Genomic DNA, 15,117 nt, shown 5'->3' with positions numbered 1-15,117 from the left:
AGGAAAACCCTTACAGAACTGAGATTTAGGAGCATAAAAGGAGGGGTAACGAGAATCCGGCAGATGCACCTGCCCGATAACTTGAATCAGCACAGAGGGCTGCGTTCGGAAGTTAAAGTAATTTATTAAGAGTAAGATTTTTTTGGTATTACGAAAGTGTTAATGCCGACGTTTCTGAAAGGAGGGAAATTGCTATCACCACCACCCTGCTCAATGATTTAAGCAGAGGGAAGAAAAAAGGTGGAGAGTCGATCTGTAAGCCGGGTTCTGTCTTGAACAGTCATTCGTCTACGATGGCCATCACTGGACATCTTTAGCAACCTACCCGGTCCCAGCGCGGGCCACGCCTTGGGACCCTATTTGGTCTTGCTCCAAGTGGGGTTTACCTAGCCACGAACTGTTGCCAGACGTGCGGTGCGCTCTTACCGCACCTTTTCACCCTTACCGGCGCCGAAGCGCTTAGGCGGTTATTTTCTGTGGCACTTTCCGTAGGCTCACGCCTCCCAGGCATTACCTGGCACTTCGCCCTATGGAGCCCGGACTTTCCTCCCCCCCCTAATTTTCATAGAGGGCAGCGACTGTCCGATCGACTCTCCGTCGCGAAGGTTAACGGCAGAGCGCTTGAAGAACAAGCGCTAAAAGCCTTTGGCCATGCCAGTGCGTCGGTTTTTACTCGCCCTTCTGCTTATCCAGCGCAACCTGATAGAGCACATTCTTGCGCTCACCGGTAATTTGCGCTGCCAATGCCGCGGCACGCTTGAGCGGCATTTCTTCAAGCAACAGGTTGAGGATGCGCATCGCCTCACTGCTGACCGCGTCTTCGCTCTCGGGTGCCGACCACCCCGCCACCAGCACCACGCACTCGCCACGCTGCTGATTACTGTCCGACTCGACGAACTGGCGCAACTCGGCCAGTGGCAAGCCCTTGAGGGTTTCAAACGTCTTGGTGATCTCCCGCGCCAGCAATGCGGGACGGTCGGCGCCGAACACCAGCTCCATGTCTTGCAGGCACTCGAGGATCCGGTGCGGGGCCTCATAAAAAATCAATGTGCGCGGCTCTTCCTTTATCGACTCCAGACGAGCACGCCTTCCCACAGCCTTGGCCGGCAGAAAACCTTCAAAGATGAAACGGTCGGAGGGCAGGCCGGCTGCCGACAATGCTGCAATCAACGCACAGGCGCCCGGAACCGGCACCACATTGATCCCGGCTGCACGAGCCTGGCGCACCAGGTGATAACCCGGATCGGAAATCAACGGCGTGCCTGCATCGGAGATCAGCGCCACATCGTCGCCCGCGAGCAGGCGGGTAATAAAGCGACTGCCTTCATCACGCTCATTGTGCTCATGGCAAGCCGCCAGCGGCGTAGGAATGCCGAAGTGCTGCATCAAACGCTGGGAGTGCCGGGTATCCTCGGCGGCGATCAACGCGACCTCGCGCAGGATTTTCAGCGCACGCGCACTGATGTCGTCCAGGTTGCCGATGGGCGTCGCCACCACATAAAGCGAGCCAGCAGCGGAATTCAAAGCACCTGGAGCAGTCAAAGCGCACACCTCATGATCGATAAAGCCGCCATTGTAACGCGTAGCGACGCTGGCGATATGCGCGAGCATCATCGGGTTTTGCAGCGGTTTGTGCCGCACCGCAACATTTACACCAGCTAAATTGATCGATTCACGCCAGTAACATCGCGCCCCGGCCAGCGCTTGGGTACAATTCCACGCTAATTTGATCGAGTATCAGGAACACTTACATGATCGCTTGCCTGCGGCTGTTCACTGCCCTCTGCCTCGCTGCCTTGCTGGCGGCTTGCGCCAGCTCGCCCTCTTCCAGCCTTGGTGAACTACCACGGACCCCGGATGCCAGTATCGAGCAACTGCTCGAGAAAGCCGCCCAAAGCAAATCGCCGGAGGACGCCGCCCTGTTGCGCCTGAGCGCTGCAGACCTGGCTTACCACCAGGGCAATCCCGCCCAATCCGCGCAAATCCTGCAGCAAGTGCCCGTGGAGCAACTCAAGCCCGGCCAGCAGGTCTTCGCCAATACACTGGCCGCCGAATTGGCATTGACCCGCAACCAGCCGAAAGCCGCGCTGACCGCCCTGAGCCACCCGAGCATGGCGCGCCTGGCAGAATTGCCGCAAGAGCAACAGGTCCGCACCGGCACCGTTCGCGCTCGCGCGCTTGAGGCCGATGGCCAGACCCTGGCCGCCGCAAAGGAACGTATCTTCATTGCGCCGATGCTCAGCGGTGACGCCGCCGGCAAAAACCACGAAGCGATCTGGGCACTGATCGCCTCACTGCCGACCGACCAATTGCAGCCGAACACGTCCGACGATCTCGGCGGCTGGATGGCCCTGGCACTGGCGGTAAAAACTGCCGGCACCGTGGAACAGCAGCAGGCCGCCATCGATAACTGGCGCGCACAGCACCCGAAACATCCGGCCGCCATTCAGTTGCCACTGCCCCTGACCAAACTCAAGGAACTGGCCGGCCAGTCCCTGAGCAAGATCGCCCTGCTGCTGCCGCAGGATGGTCCGCTGGCCTCGGTCGGCAAAGCATTGCGCGAAGGCTTCATGGCCGCTCACTACCAGGCGCAGCAAGCCGGGCAGAAACCGCCAGCCATCGAGTTTTATGACAGCTCGCGCCTGACATCCCTCGACGAGTTCTATCGCAAGGCCCAGGCCGATGGCGTGCAATTGGTCGTTGGCCCACTGGAGAAGCCGCTGGTCAAACAGCTGAGCACTCGCCCGCAATTGCCGATCACCACCTTGGCGCTTAACTACAGCGAAGGCGAGCAAGGCCCGGCCCAATTGTTCCAGTTTGGTCTGGCCGCTGAAGACGAAGCCCGCGAAGTGTCTCGCCGCGCTCGCGCCGACGGCTTGCATCGTGCTGCCATCATGGTGCCGAAAGGCGAATGGGGCGACCGCGTACTTCGAGCGTTCAGCCAGGACTGGCAGGCCAACGGCGGCAGCATCGTCGCCACCGAACGCGTCGACCAGCCGGTTCAATTGGCCCAGCAGATTGCCGACATGTTCCAGTTGCGTCAGAGCGAAGGTCGCGCCAAGAGCCTGCAAAGCACCGTCGGCTCGCAAGTCGCCGCCCAGCCTTCCCGTCGCCAGGACATCGAATTCATCTTCCTGGCCGCCACCCCGCAACAGGCTCAACAGATCAAACCGACCCTGAACTTCCAGTACGCAGGTGATGTTCCGGTTTACGCCACGTCCCACGTGTTCAGCGCCAGCGGCGATGTGAACCAGTACAACGACATGAACGGCATCCGCTTCTGCGAAACGCCGTGGTTGCTGGACGCCAATGATCCGCTGCGCAAACAAGTCACCGCTCAATGGCCACAAGCAGCCGGCAGCCTGGGCCGTTTGTACGCCATGGGTGTCGACGCTTATCGCCTGGCGCCGCGCCTGGGGCAACTCAAGGCCCTGCCGGACAGCCGCATCGAAGGCGAATCGGGCAGCCTGGGCATGACGCAGAACCAGCGCGTCGTGCGGCAGTTGCCGTGGGCCGAGTTCGTCAATGGCCAGGTTCAGCGCCTGCCGGACACATCGCGCTAATGCCTGACAGGTCACGCCAGCAAAGCGGTAAAGATGCCGAGCGCCAGGCGCTCGGGCATCTTCAACAACAAGGTCTGCGGTTGCTGGCGCAGAACTGGCTGTGTAAACGCGGCGAGCTTGATCTGGTCATGCTAGATGGCGATACAGTAGTATTCGTTGAAGTTCGCTACAGGAAAAACACTCAATGGGGTGGCGCGCTCGGCAGCATCGATGAGCGCAAACGGCAGAAACTGATTTTTGCCGCGCAGTATTTTCTTCAGCGCGAGTCGCGCTGGGCCAATTCCCCTTGCCGTTTCGACGTGGTTGCCATTGATAGCGACCCCGATCAGTTGAACTGGTTACAGAATGCCTTTGACAGCTGATCGCTTGCACCCGAAACCGGACAACACCCAACACTTTTGCTCTTTGCTTTGCGGGCTGCACATTCACGTGCCGGACAGCCGCGCTCATTAAGGTCACACAGATGGACATGCAATCCCGAATTCGCCAGCTTTTTCAGGCCAGTATCGACACCAAGCAACAGGCGATGGACGTACTTGCACCGCACATCGAGCAAGCCAGCCAGGTCATGGTCAACGCCCTGCTCAACGAAGGCAAAATGCTTTCCTGCGGCAACGGCGGCTCTGCCGGTGATGCCCAGCATTTCTCGTCCGAGCTGCTCAACCGCTTCGAGCGTGAGCGCCCAAGCCTGCCCGCCATCGCGCTGACCACCGATAGCTCGACAATCACCTCGATCGCCAACGATTACAGCTACAACGAAGTCTTCTCCAAGCAGATCCGCGCCCTCGGCCAGCCGGGCGACGTTTTGCTGGCGATTTCCACCAGCGGTAACTCGGCGAACATTATTCAAGCGATCCAGGCCGCACATGATCGCGAAATGATTGTCGTAGCATTGACCGGTCGTGACGGCGGCGGCATGGCATCGCTGCTACTGCCCGAAGACGTGGAGATTCGCGTACCGGCCAATGTCACCGCACGTATTCAGGAAGTCCACCTGCTGGCGATCCATTGCCTTTGCGACTTGATCGACAGCCAACTGTTCGGGAGTGAAGAATGACCCCTAATCGCCTCGGCCTACTGGCCTTGACCCTGTGCCTCGGCATCAGCGGCTGCACCTCGGTAGTGACTGCCAGCCGTGAAGCACCGATTGAAGATGACCGCGGTACTCGCACACTGGGCAGCAAGATCGACGACTCCCTGATCGACACCAAGGTTGGCGTTAACGTCGCCAAGGCCGACCCGGCCCTGGACAAGGATTCGCACATCGTCGTTACCAGCTTCAATGGCGTCGTGCTGCTCGCCGGACAAACCCCGCGCGCAGACCTCAAGGCCAAGGCCGAGCAGGCCGCTGCTGCCGTTCAGCGCGTGAAGACCGTGCATAACGAACTGCAAGTCCTGCCACCCTCCTCGCTGCTGGCACGCCAGAACGACACCTGGCTGACCACCAAGATCAAGACCCAGATGCTCACCGACCCGAATATCCCCGGATCCCGGATCAAGGTTGTCACCGAAAATGGCATCGTCTATCTGCTCGGCCTGCTGACCAAGCAGGAAGCGGCTCAGGCGACCAATCTGGTGCAGGGTGTTTCCGGTGTGCAGAAGATTGTAAAACTGTTTGAGTACATCGACTGATACCCCTTCCTGTAGGAGCCGGCAAGCCGGCTCCTACAGTAATAAAAAAGGCGATCCATCCGGATCGCCTTTTTTATTACTTCACCACTTTCAAACTTGGCCGACCGCTAGGGCGCGGTGGCTCGCTGTCCGGTGGCGGAAGATCGTCATCCGGTTCGATCTCTTCATCCTCGCCCATCGGCGGTTCCAGATCGAACACCATACCCTGACCATTCTCCCGGGCGTAGATACCCAGGATCGATGCGATAGGTACATACAGCGTATGCGGCACACCACCGAAGCGGCCTTCGAAGCTCACAGCCTCGTTATCCATGTGCAAATGGCGCACGGCTTGTGGCGATACGTTCAATACAATTTGCCCGTCACTGGCAAAACCTTGCGGCACCTGGACCGATGGATATTCGGAATTGACCAGCATGTGCGGGGTGCAATCGTTGTCCACAATCCACTCGTAGAGCGCGCGGACCAGATAAGGTCGACTGGAGTTCATAGCGGCTCCTTAAGCCTTAGCGCATATCGCGTTCGACACCAGACAGACTCGCCTGGAAAGCCTCACGCGCAAACTGGCGCTCCATGTAATCAAGCAACGGCTTGGCAGGCCGTGGCAGTTCTATACCCAGAATCGGCAATCGCCAGAGTATTGGCAATAGGCAGCAATCCACCAGGCTTTGTTCCTCACTGAGGAAAAACGGCTTGTCGGCGAACAAAGGCGAGACGCCGGTCAGGCTTTCGCGCAACTCTTTACGCGCCACCGCGCGAGCGGCTTCCTTGGTCCGCGAATCCAGAATCAGATCCACCAGCCCACACCAGTCCCGCTGAATACGATGCATCAGCAGACGACTATTGGCACGCGCCACAGGATAAACCGGCAGGAGCGGCGGGTGCGGGTAACGCTCATCCAGGTATTCCATCACCACTGTAGATTCCCACAACGCCAGGTCACGATCGACCAGGGTGGGCAAACTGCCGTAAGGGTTCACTTCGATCAGTTTAGGCGGCTGACGACCAGCTTCCACATAGATGATCTCGGCGCTGACACCCTTCTCTGCCAGTACGATTCGCACTCGGTGGGAATAGTGGTCGGCGGGGTCGGAGTAACAGGCCAACCGATTGGTCACGCCCATGGCGATCCTCCTCGCTTGTAGACATTATCGAAAGCGGAAAAACGAGCGCGCCCAAAGGGCGCCTCCCGTAACGCCTGGCCAGCCAGGCTCGTTACACCTTCAGAGACGCCCTTGGGCGCGCGCGATTAACAGCAAGTGCTTGAAGCTTTATCAGTGCACGTCTTTCCAGTATTCACGCTTGAGCAAGTAAGCGAATACGAAGAAGAACGCCAGGTACAGCAATACATACGTACCGATGCGCTGATGTTGCAGCTTAACCGGGTTAGCCGAGTAAGCCAGGAAGGTTACCAGATTCTTGACCTTCTCATCGAACTGCTCTTCGGTCAAAGAACCGCTCTTCGGCACGATGGTCATCTGATCGCACGCCTCATGAGTCAGCGCCGTGCCGGTCAACGGATCATATTGCTTCTTCCCGTCCTCGACGATCTGAACCTGCTTGCAACCGACGACCTGACGACCTTGCAGGCCGACCAGGACGTTAGGCATGCCGACGTTCGGGAAGACCTTGTTATTCACACCCCAAGGGCGCGAAGGGTCTTCATAGAACGACCTCAGGTAACCGTAGAGCCAGTCAGTACCACGAACGCGAGCAACCAGAGTCAGGTCGGGCGGTGCAGCACCGAACCAGGTCTTGGCGTCAGCCGGCTGCATGCCGATGCTCATGTGGTCGCCAATCTTGGCACCGGTGAACACCAGCTTCTCGAGCATCAACTCGTGGGGAATGCCCAGGTCATCGGCAACACGCTCGTAGCGCTGGAACTTGGCACTGTGGCAGCCCATGCAATAGTTGGCGAACGTACGCGCGCCATCCTGCATGGCCGCTTTATCGGAAACGTCGATGTCGACTTTTTCCAGCTCCGGGCCACCGTGTTCAGCAGCAAAAGCGAACACTGGCAGCGCAGCAAGCATCAATACAGCAAATAGTTTTTTCATCAGCCAGTCACCCTTTCCGGAACCGGTTTGGTCTTCTCGAGCCTGGTGTAGAACGGCATCAGAATGAAGTAGGCGAAGTACAGGAAGGTACATACCTGCGACAGCAACGTACGCTCAGGGGTCGGGGCCAATACGCCCAGCACGCCCAGGATCACGAACGCGATGCAGAACACCCAGAGCCAGATCTTGCTCAGCCAACCCTTGTAGCGCATCGACTTGACCGGGCTGCGGTCCAGCCATGGCAGGACGAACAGCACAGCGATGGCCGCGCCCATGGCGATCACACCAAAGAGCTTGTCCGGAACCGCACGCAAGATGGCGTAGAACGGAGTGAAGTACCAGACCGGAGCGATGTGCTCTGGGGTCTTGAAGGCGTTTGCCACTTCAAAGTTCGGCTTCTCGAGGAAGTAACCACCCATTTCCGGGAAGAAGAACACGATGGAACAGAAGATGAACAGGAACACCACCACGCCGACAATATCTTTCACGGTGTAGTACGGGTGGAAGGCAATGCCGTCCAGCGGTACGCCGTTTTCGTCCTTGTACTTCTTGATATCCACGCCGTCCGGGTTGTTCGAACCGACTTCGTGCAGTGCCAGAATGTGCAACACCACCAGGCCGAGAATGACGATCGGCAAGGCAACCACATGCAGGGCAAAGAAGCGGTTCAGGGTAATACCGGAAATCAGGTAGTCACCACGGATCCACTGGGTCAGGTCGTTACCGATGACCGGGATCGCACCGAACAGCGAGATGATCACCTGGGCACCCCAGTAGGACATCTGCCCCCACGGCAGCAGATAACCCATGAAGGCTTCAGCCATCAGCGCCAGATAAATCAGCATGCCGAAGACCCACACCAGCTCACGGGGCTTCTGATACGAACCGTAGAGCAGGCCACGGAACATGTGCAGATAGACCACGATGAAGAACGCCGAAGCGCCGGTGGAGTGCAACAGGCGCAGGATCGAGCCGTACTCGACGTCGCGCATGATGTATTCGACGGAAGCGAAGGCTTCTTCCGCCGACGGGGTGTAGCTCATGGTCAGCCAGACACCGGTGACGATCTGGTTGACCAGAACGAGCAGCGCCAGGGAACCAAAGAAGTAGAAGAAGTTGAAGTTCTTCGGGGCGTAGTACTTGCTGAGATGGTCTTCCCACATTTTGGTCGCGGGAAAGCGTGCATCAACCCAATCCATGAACTTGTTCATCACGCTTTCTCCGTATCGACGCCGATGACAATGATCTCATCGGTCTCATAGGAATGCGGGGGAACTGGCAGGTTCAAAGGCGCAGGTTGCGACTTGTAGACGCGGCCAGCCAGATCGTAGTGGGAGCCGTGGCAAGGGCAGAAATAACCACCTACCCAGTCCTTGCCCAGATCAGCGGGGGCGACTTCGGGACGGAATGTCGGCGAGCAACCCAGGTGCGTGCAGATACCGATCAGCAGCAGAACTTCAGGTTTGATCGATCGGGTTTGCGGATCGACATAGGTCGGTTGTGTCGAGTTCTTGGAGGTCGGGTCAGACAACTGGCCCTCGATCTTCTTCAGATTCCCCAGGATTTCCTGTGTACGGCGGACGATGAACACCGGCTGACCGCGCCACTCAGCAATCATCTGCTGGCCTGGCTCGATCTTGCTGACATTCACTTTCACCGGTGCACCTGCGGCTTTCGCCTTGGCACTGGGAAACCATGACCCCACGAACGGGACCGCAGCCCCCACCGCTCCTGCAGCACCCACCACGGATGTGGCTGCTACCAAGAAGCGACGCCGGCCTGCATTCACGCCGTCATTGCTCATTCAGTCCTCTCCCATCAGCTTTGTGGCCTGTTAAATCAGGCATCTACTAAATAAAACTATGCACTTATAAAAATTTTGCCGAATGGTAATGAAAAGCCCCAATTCTGACAAGGTAATTACCCTGGGGCGCTCCTCCCAAGCCTTGTAGTATAGGGCTTCTACGGATGTGGCAAGTTGTCACAGCGCAATTCTTTGATAAATCGCAGGCACAAAAAAACGCCCAGCTCCGTGAGGAAACTGGGCGTTCTTTTTTGAACGTGGAAGCGAATTAACGCTTCGAGTACTGCGGACGCTTACGCGCTTTACGCAGACCAACTTTCTTACGTTCAACTTCACGTGCATCGCGGGTTACGAAGCCAGCTTTACGCAGAGCGCTGCGCAGAGTTTCGTCGTAGTCCATCAGAGCGCGGGTGATGCCGTGGCGGATTGCGCCAGCTTGACCACTTACACCACCGCCGATCACGGTGACGTAGATGTCGAACTTCTCGACAGTCTCAGTCAATTCCAGCGGCTGACGAACTACCATGCGGGCAGTTTCGCGGCCGAAGAAATTATCCAGCGAACGGTTGTTGATGGAGATGTTACCAGTACCCGGACGCAGGAAAACGCGTGCGGTTGCGGTCTTGCGACGGCCAGTGCCGTAATTTTGAGTCGCCGACATAATGAACTATTCCGTTAAATCTTCAGTTCTTGGGGCTGCTGAGCAGTATGAGGGTGTGCAGCGCCCGCATAGACTTTCAGCTTACGGTACATGTCGCGACCCAGCGGGTTCTTAGGCAGCATGCCTTTGACCGCGGTCTCGATCACGCGCTCAGGGGCCTTGGCGATCAGCTTTTCAAAGTTGATCGACTTGATGCCGCCCGGGAAACCGGAGTGGGAGTAGTACATTTTGTCAGTGGTTTTAGCACCGGTAACACGGATCTGCTCGGCATTGATAACGACGATGTAGTCGCCGGTGTCAACGTGAGGAGTGTACTCAGGCTTGTGCTTGCCACGCAGACGGCTCGCGATTTCGGTGGCCAGACGACCCAGGGTCTGACCAGCAGCGTCGACGACAAACCAGTCGCGCTTTACTGTTTCCGGTTTAGCAGTAAAAGTTTTCATTCTTTATAGCCTCAGGGGCCGCCCTGTAAATTAGACGGCGGATCTTACTGAATAGTGCGTACTTTGACAAGTCAAAGGCAGCCGGATACAGACGCTTTCGGGGGCTCGGGTCGGCGCGTCCGTTCAACGGCAAGATTCTTCGGCGGCGGCGCATCACTTCCACTGCAGAAAGAGGTGCGCAATTATGCAGATTGCGAAAAATATTTCAACCTGCTTTTATGATTGTTTTGCCCAAGGAGCTCCCCGATGGAGTATCGCCAGCTAGGCCGGACCAATCTGAACGTGAGTGCAATCTGCCTCGGCACCATGACCTGGGGTGAGCAAAACAGCGAAGCCGAAGCCTTCGCCCAGATTGAGCGGGCCAAGAGCGCCGGAATCAATTTCATCGATACCGCCGAGATGTACCCGGTGCCGCCCAAGGCCGAAACCTACGCCACCACCGAACGCTACATCGGCAACTATTTCAAAAGTCGTGGCGATCGCGCCGACTGGATCCTGGCCAGCAAGATCGCCGGCCCCGGCAACACCATCGACTACATCCGCGACAAAAACCTGCGGCACAATCGACAGCACATCACCGAGGCCGTGAATGCGAGCCTCCAGCGCTTGCAGACCGATTACATCGACCTGTACCAACTGCACTGGCCGGAGCGCAGCACCAATTTCTTCGGGCAATTGGGCTACAAGCACAAGATCGAAGCCAATCTGACGCCGCTGGAGGACACGCTCGAAGCCCTCGATGAGCAGGTCAAGGCCGGCAAGATCCGCCACATCGGGCTGTCCAACGAAACCCCGTGGGGCACCATGCGCTTCCTCGCTCTCGCCGAAGCCCGTGGCTGGCCGCGCGCCGTATCGATCCAGAACCCCTACAACCTGCTCAACCGCAGTTTCGAAGTCGGCCTGGCGGAAGTAGCCATTCGCGAGCAGTGCGGCTTGCTGGCCTATTCGCCGCTGGCGTTCGGTTTCCTGTCAGGCAAGTACGAAGGTGGCGCCCGCCCGCCAAAAGGCCGCCTGAGCCTCTACAGCCGCTTCAGCCGCTATTTCAACCCACAGTCGGAAGCAGCGTGCAGCCGCTATGTGGCACTGGCCCGTGAGCACGGCCTGGACCCGGCGCAAATGGCCTTGGCATTCGTCACGCAACAGCCGTTCGTGACCAGCAACATCATCGGGGCGACGACGCTTGAGCAATTGGAGAGCAATATTGGCAGTTTTGATCTGAAACTATCGGAGGAAGTGCTGGAAGGGATCGAGGCGATTCACAAGGATCATCCGAACCCTGCCCCTTGATTGATTCATAGACCCATTCGCGAGCAGGCTCGCTCCCACAGGGATTGCGCCGTACCTGTGGGAGCGAGCCTGCTCGCGATGGCGATTCAACAGTCACCGCAGATCAAAGCGACCGCGCAATGATCTCCTTCATGATTTCATTGGTCCCCGCATAAATCCGCTGCACCCTCGCGTCAGCCCATGCCCGGGCGATCGGGTATTCCCACATGAAGCCGTAGCCGCCGTGCAACTGCACGCACTCATCGAGAACCTTGCATTGCAGGTCCGTGCCCCAGTACTTGGCCATCGCCGCCGTGGGCACGTCGAGCTTGCCTTGCAGGTGCAGTTCCAGGCAACGGTCGACAAAGACCCGGCCGATCTGAATTTCGGTCGCCATCTCCGCCAGTTTGAAACGGGTGTTCTGGAAATCGGCAATCGCCTTGCCGAATGCCTTGCGTTCGCGGGTGTAATCCAGGGTCCATTGCAACGCCGCTTCGGCTGAAGCCAGGCCGCCGATGGCCACGGTGAGGCGCTCCTGAGGCAGTTCCTGCATCAGGTAGGCAAACCCCATCCCGGCCTGGCCCAGCAGGTTTTCCTTCGGCACCCGGACGTCCTGAAAGAACAATTCCGACGTGTCCTGGGCCTTCATGCCGACTTTCTCCAGTCGCTTGCCCTTGTCGAAGCCCGGCGTATCGGCCTCCACCAGAAACAGGCTGGTGCCCTTGGCGCCCGCCTTCGGATCGGTCTTGGCCACGACAATCACCAGATCAGCGAGAAAACCGTTGGTGATGAAGGTCTTGGAGCCGTTGATCACATACTCGTCACCGTCCAGCACCGCCGTGGTCTTCAAACCTTGCAGGTCCGAGCCGGCACCTGGCTCGGTCATGGCGATGGCACTGACCATCTCTCCGGAGACCAGTTTCGGCAGGTATTTGTGTTTCAGCGTTTCACTGCCGTAATGCAGGATATACGGCGCGACGATGTCCGAATGCAACGAGAAACCGATCCCGGTCAGCCCCAGGCGCCCCACTTCCTCGATCACCACCGCACTGTAGAGAAAGTCCGCCCCCAGCCCGCCGTACTCTTCCGGCAGGTGCGAGCACAACATCCCCGCCTCCCCCGCCTTGTTCCAGAGTTTGCGGTCGATATAGCCTTGTTTTTCCCATTGTCCATGGAACGGCACGGCCTCTTTTTCGAGGAACATTCGCACGCTATCGCGGAAAAGTTCGTGCTCGGAACTGAACAAGGTTCTGGGGATCATGCGGCACCTGTCGTTGTTTTTTGTCGTCATTGACCTTCAGAGACTAAGCCCCATGTCCGATACAGGACACTGGACACATCCGACAAAAAATAAGACGATCCAGCCGTCTGGTGACCACTTTCCCCTATAAGAATAAAGTTGAATTATGTCTAACCAAGCCTCCACGCCCTTGCGGCGCGTCAGCATCCTGGCCATCGACCGGGTTTTCGCTTCCACCCTCATGCAAGCCAAGGATTTCTTCCACCTCGCGAGCCTGCGCTACGGCAAACAACTGGGTCACGGCCTGGTCCCCGCGTTCGAAACCCGACTGGTCAGTCCCGACGGAAAACCGGTAAACAGTTTCAGCGATGTCATCATGCCGGTGGACGGCGGACTGGAAAACGCCGACATCATCGTCCTCCCCGCATTCTGGGATGACTTCGAATCCTTGTGCCGCCGCTACCCTCAAGTCCTGCCCTGGCTGCGCCAGCAACATGCGCGCGGCGCGGTTCTGTGTGGCGAGGCCACAGGTGTGTTCTGGCTGGCCGAGGCTGGGCTGCTCGACGGTAAGGAAGCGACCACCTACTGGCGCTTTTTCAATGCCTTCGCCGAACGTTTCCCGCGGGTCTACCTCAATCAGGACAAACACCTGACCGACGCCGATAACCTGTACTGTGCGGGCGGCACCACCTCGGCCTGCGATCTGTACATCTATTTGATCGAGCGGTTCTGCGGCGCCAATGTGTCCCAGGCCGTGGCCCGGGATATTCTCTATGAAGTGCAGCGCAGCTACTCGCCGGGACGTATCGGCTTCGGCGGGCAGAAACTGCACCAGGACGTCATCATCCTGCAGATCCAGCACTGGCTCGAAGAGCACTTCGCCGACAAATTCCGCTTCGAAGACGTCGCCCGCGAACACGGCATGAGCATCCGCAACTTCATGCGCCGCTTCCAGACCGCCACCGGCGACAAGCCGCTGCACTACCTGCAACGCCTGCGCATCGAAACCGCCAAGGGTCTGCTGTCCGGCAGCCGCAAGAGCATCAAGACCATCAGCTACGAAGTCGGTTATGACGATGCGAGCTTTTTTGCACGGCTGTTCCGCCAACATACCGAATTGTCACCGAACCAGTATCGGCAGCAGTTTCAGCAGGCGGCGTAGCACTTTAAGTAAACACACCCCTGTGGGAGCGGGCTTGCCCGCGATGGCGTCGTGTCCGGCAACATTTACTTTGCTGACACTCTGCTATCGCGGGCAAGCCCGCTCCCACAGGGGATCTTCAGTGCATAAAAAAAAGGGCCTGCATCTGCAGGCCCTTATTATTTCCCGAATTACCCTACGGCTTATGCGCCCGGGACAGGAATTCGTGGGACTGCATTTCCAGCAAACGGCTCAGGGTGCGCTGGAACTCGAAGTTCAAGCGGCCACCGGTGTAGAGGTCTTTCAGCTCGACTTCGGCAGAAATGATCAGTTTCACGTTGCGGTCGTAGAATTCGTCGACCATGTTGATGAAGCGTCGGGCGATGTCGTCAGTGGTGACGCTCATCTGCTCGACACCGCTGAGCAGCACGGCGTGGAAGATCTTGCCCAGTTCGATGTAGTCGTTCTGGCTACGCGGGCCGTCGCACAGTTCGCGAAAGTCGAACCAGGCCACGTCATCGCAGGTACGCAGGGCGCGGATTTCACGATTCTCGATCATCAGCACATCGTTCTCGACCGCTGCCGTGCATTCCGGCGTCAGCGCGCGGAAGCTTTTGCGCAGGCTTTCGTGGGACGCTTCGTCGAGCGGGAAGTGGAACAGTTCGGCTTGTTCGAGGTGACGCAGGCGATAATCGACGCCGCTGTCGACGTTGACGATTTCGGTGTTCTGCTTGATCAGCGCGATGGCCGGCAAGAAACGCGCGCGTTGCAGACCGTCCTTATAGAGGCCGTCGGGCACGATGTTCGAGGTCGCGACCAGGGTCACACCGTTTTTGAATAGCTCTTCCATCAGGGTGCCGAGAATCATGGCGTCGGTGATGTCGGAGACGAAAAATTCATCGAAGCAGATCACGCGCGACTCGTTGGAGAAACGCTTGGCGATGATGGTCAGCGGGTTTTTCTCGCCACCCAGGGTCTTCATCTCTTCGTGCACACGCTTCATGAAGCGGTGGAAGTGCGTGCGGGTCTTTTCCTTGAACGGCAGTGCTTCGAAGAAGGTATCGACCAGATACGTCTTGCCGCGACCTACGCCGCCCCAGAAGTACAGGCCCTTGACCGGGGCCTGATCCTTCTTGCCAAACAGTTTGCCCAGCAGGCCCGGTTTGTTCTGCTCGGCCGCGACCAGGTCGTCGTACAGGCGCTGCAGATGACGCACCGCGGTTTCCTGCGCAGCGTCATGGAAGAATTCCGGGCGTTTCAGATCAGCTTGATATCGTTCTAGGGGCGTCATAATTCGTTAGCAAGGCAAC

Annotated in this window: 16 protein-coding genes and 1 other RNA gene; 6 read left to right on the top strand and 11 right to left on the bottom strand. The window is 58.1% G+C overall.

Translation table 11 applies throughout. From position 1 onward, the window contains the following. Positions 1 to 240: 240 nt before the first annotated feature. Together rnpB and rsmI are read right to left on the bottom strand one after the other, a co-directional pair. An RNA gene (gene rnpB, locus BJ917_RS21550) (RNase P RNA component class A) lies at positions 241 to 594 on the bottom strand. Between the two features lie 75 nt (positions 595 to 669). After that, positions 670 to 1,542, bottom strand: a complete 873-nt coding sequence (rsmI, locus tag BJ917_RS21545; protein ID WP_121104859.1) for a 16S rRNA (cytidine(1402)-2'-O)-methyltransferase — start codon at positions 1,540 to 1,542, stop codon at positions 670 to 672. 209 nt (positions 1,543 to 1,751) lie between these two features. Between rsmI and BJ917_RS21540 the strand changes: the two genes are divergently transcribed. The 4 genes from BJ917_RS21540 to BJ917_RS21525 all read left to right on the top strand — a co-directional run bounded on the left by BJ917_RS21540 (position 1,752) and on the right by BJ917_RS21525 (position 5,195). Then, entirely contained in the window at positions 1,752 to 3,563 is a 1,812-nt protein-coding gene (locus tag BJ917_RS21540; RefSeq protein WP_096509148.1) for a penicillin-binding protein activator, read from the top strand. After that, positions 3,563 to 3,925 carry a YraN family protein gene (locus BJ917_RS21535; protein WP_096509147.1) on the top strand — a complete coding sequence of 121 codons (363 nt, stop codon included), beginning with the start codon at positions 3,563 to 3,565 and terminating at the stop codon, positions 3,923 to 3,925. The genes BJ917_RS21540 and BJ917_RS21535 overlap by 1 nt, the downstream gene beginning before the upstream one ends. A gap of 101 nt (positions 3,926 to 4,026) precedes the next feature. After that, entirely contained in the window at positions 4,027 to 4,620 is a 594-nt protein-coding gene (locus BJ917_RS21530) for a phosphoheptose isomerase (RefSeq protein WP_007928463.1), read from the top strand. Next, positions 4,617 to 5,195 carry a BON domain-containing protein gene (locus BJ917_RS21525; RefSeq protein WP_096509146.1) on the top strand — a complete coding sequence of 193 codons (579 nt, stop codon included), beginning with the start codon at positions 4,617 to 4,619 and terminating at the stop codon, positions 5,193 to 5,195. The genes BJ917_RS21530 and BJ917_RS21525 overlap by 4 nt, the downstream gene beginning before the upstream one ends. Before the next feature lie 76 nt (positions 5,196 to 5,271). Here the strand turns inward: BJ917_RS21525 and BJ917_RS21520 are convergent, their stop codons facing one another. From BJ917_RS21520 to rplM, 7 genes are all read right to left on the bottom strand, one after another. Continuing rightward, the gene (locus tag BJ917_RS21520; protein WP_096509145.1) at positions 5,272 to 5,685 is read right to left on the bottom strand and encodes a ClpXP protease specificity-enhancing factor; all 414 of its coding nucleotides are present in this window, start codon (positions 5,683 to 5,685) and stop codon (positions 5,272 to 5,274) included. Between the two features lie 16 nt (positions 5,686 to 5,701). Beyond that, a complete protein-coding gene (locus tag BJ917_RS21515) occupies positions 5,702 to 6,319 on the bottom strand; it encodes a glutathione S-transferase N-terminal domain-containing protein (RefSeq protein ID WP_007989864.1) in 618 nt (205 codons plus the stop codon). A 150-nt stretch (positions 6,320 to 6,469) separates the two neighbouring features. After that, positions 6,470 to 7,252 carry a cytochrome c1 gene (locus BJ917_RS21510; RefSeq protein WP_096509144.1) on the bottom strand — a complete coding sequence of 261 codons (783 nt, stop codon included), beginning with the start codon at positions 7,250 to 7,252 and terminating at the stop codon, positions 6,470 to 6,472. Then, entirely contained in the window at positions 7,252 to 8,463 is a 1,212-nt protein-coding gene (locus tag BJ917_RS21505) for a cytochrome bc complex cytochrome b subunit (protein WP_096509143.1), read from the bottom strand. Before BJ917_RS21505 ends, BJ917_RS21510 begins: the two co-directional genes overlap by 1 nt. Then, complete coding sequence (petA, locus tag BJ917_RS21500) at positions 8,463 to 9,056, bottom strand: ubiquinol-cytochrome c reductase iron-sulfur subunit (RefSeq protein WP_096509142.1); 594 nt, start codon at positions 9,054 to 9,056, stop codon at positions 8,463 to 8,465. The genes BJ917_RS21505 and petA overlap by 1 nt, the downstream gene beginning before the upstream one ends. Positions 9,057 to 9,324: 268 nt before the next feature. Continuing rightward, positions 9,325 to 9,717 carry a 30S ribosomal protein S9 gene (gene rpsI, locus BJ917_RS21495; protein WP_003228056.1) on the bottom strand — a complete coding sequence of 131 codons (393 nt, stop codon included), beginning with the start codon at positions 9,715 to 9,717 and terminating at the stop codon, positions 9,325 to 9,327. A 14-nt stretch (positions 9,718 to 9,731) separates the two neighbouring features. After that, positions 9,732 to 10,160, bottom strand: a complete 429-nt coding sequence (rplM, locus tag BJ917_RS21490) for a 50S ribosomal protein L13 (RefSeq protein ID WP_003228062.1) — start codon at positions 10,158 to 10,160, stop codon at positions 9,732 to 9,734. Positions 10,161 to 10,406: 246 nt separating this feature from the next. Between rplM and BJ917_RS21485 the strand changes: the two genes are divergently transcribed. Then, positions 10,407 to 11,447, top strand: coding sequence for an NADP(H)-dependent aldo-keto reductase (locus BJ917_RS21485; protein ID WP_096509141.1), 1,041 nt, complete (start codon positions 10,407 to 10,409; stop codon positions 11,445 to 11,447). A gap of 103 nt (positions 11,448 to 11,550) precedes the next feature. Here the strand turns inward: BJ917_RS21485 and BJ917_RS21480 are convergent, their stop codons facing one another. Continuing rightward, positions 11,551 to 12,687, bottom strand: a complete 1,137-nt coding sequence (locus tag BJ917_RS21480; protein ID WP_121104455.1) for an acyl-CoA dehydrogenase family protein — start codon at positions 12,685 to 12,687, stop codon at positions 11,551 to 11,553. Between the two features lie 220 nt (positions 12,688 to 12,907). On the opposite strand from BJ917_RS21480, the gene BJ917_RS21475 reads away from it, so the two are divergent. Further along, positions 12,908 to 13,828 carry a GlxA family transcriptional regulator gene (locus BJ917_RS21475; RefSeq protein ID WP_172901650.1) on the top strand — a complete coding sequence of 307 codons (921 nt, stop codon included), beginning with the start codon at positions 12,908 to 12,910 and terminating at the stop codon, positions 13,826 to 13,828. A 175-nt stretch (positions 13,829 to 14,003) separates the two neighbouring features. On the opposite strand, the gene zapE is transcribed toward BJ917_RS21475, so the two are convergent. Further along, positions 14,004 to 15,098: a cell division protein ZapE gene (zapE, locus tag BJ917_RS21470; RefSeq protein ID WP_096509138.1), complete on the bottom strand. Its 1,095-nt coding sequence runs from the start codon at positions 15,096 to 15,098 to the stop codon at positions 14,004 to 14,006. Positions 15,099 to 15,117: the final 19 nt, after the last annotated feature.

This window comes from Pseudomonas sp. WPR_5_2, assembly GCF_003634475.1.
GTDB classification, from domain to species: Bacteria; Pseudomonadota; Gammaproteobacteria; order Pseudomonadales; family Pseudomonadaceae; genus Aquipseudomonas; species Aquipseudomonas izuensis.
This window is presented reverse-complemented; position numbering and strand designations above follow the sequence as displayed.

Excerpts from the sequence above, each read along its gene's own strand:
- BJ917_RS21540 (WP_096509148.1), top strand. The coding sequence starts at position 1,752 with ATGATCGCTTGCCTGCGGCTGTTCACTGCCCTCTGCCTCGCTGCCTTG.
- BJ917_RS21535 (WP_096509147.1), top strand. The coding sequence starts at position 3,563 with ATGCCTGACAGGTCACGCCAGCAAAGCGGTAAAGATGCCGAGCGCCAG.
- BJ917_RS21530 (WP_007928463.1), top strand. The coding sequence starts at position 4,027 with ATGGACATGCAATCCCGAATTCGCCAGCTTTTTCAGGCCAGTATCGAC.
- BJ917_RS21525 (WP_096509146.1), top strand. The coding sequence starts at position 4,617 with ATGACCCCTAATCGCCTCGGCCTACTGGCCTTGACCCTGTGCCTCGGC.
- BJ917_RS21520 (WP_096509145.1), bottom strand. The coding sequence starts at position 5,685 with ATGAACTCCAGTCGACCTTATCTGGTCCGCGCGCTCTACGAGTGGATT.
- BJ917_RS21515 (WP_007989864.1), bottom strand. The coding sequence starts at position 6,319 with ATGGGCGTGACCAATCGGTTGGCCTGTTACTCCGACCCCGCCGACCAC.
- BJ917_RS21510 (WP_096509144.1), bottom strand. The coding sequence starts at position 7,252 with ATGAAAAAACTATTTGCTGTATTGATGCTTGCTGCGCTGCCAGTGTTC.
- BJ917_RS21505 (WP_096509143.1), bottom strand. The coding sequence starts at position 8,463 with ATGAACAAGTTCATGGATTGGGTTGATGCACGCTTTCCCGCGACCAAA.
- petA (WP_096509142.1), bottom strand. The coding sequence starts at position 9,056 with ATGAGCAATGACGGCGTGAATGCAGGCCGGCGTCGCTTCTTGGTAGCA.
- rpsI (WP_003228056.1), bottom strand. The coding sequence starts at position 9,717 with ATGTCGGCGACTCAAAATTACGGCACTGGCCGTCGCAAGACCGCAACC.
- rplM (WP_003228062.1), bottom strand. The coding sequence starts at position 10,160 with ATGAAAACTTTTACTGCTAAACCGGAAACAGTAAAGCGCGACTGGTTT.
- BJ917_RS21485 (WP_096509141.1), top strand. The coding sequence starts at position 10,407 with ATGGAGTATCGCCAGCTAGGCCGGACCAATCTGAACGTGAGTGCAATC.
- BJ917_RS21480 (WP_121104455.1), bottom strand. The coding sequence starts at position 12,687 with ATGATCCCCAGAACCTTGTTCAGTTCCGAGCACGAACTTTTCCGCGAT.
- BJ917_RS21475 (WP_172901650.1), top strand. The coding sequence starts at position 12,908 with ATGCAAGCCAAGGATTTCTTCCACCTCGCGAGCCTGCGCTACGGCAAA.
- zapE (WP_096509138.1), bottom strand. The coding sequence starts at position 15,098 with ATGACGCCCCTAGAACGATATCAAGCTGATCTGAAACGCCCGGAATTC.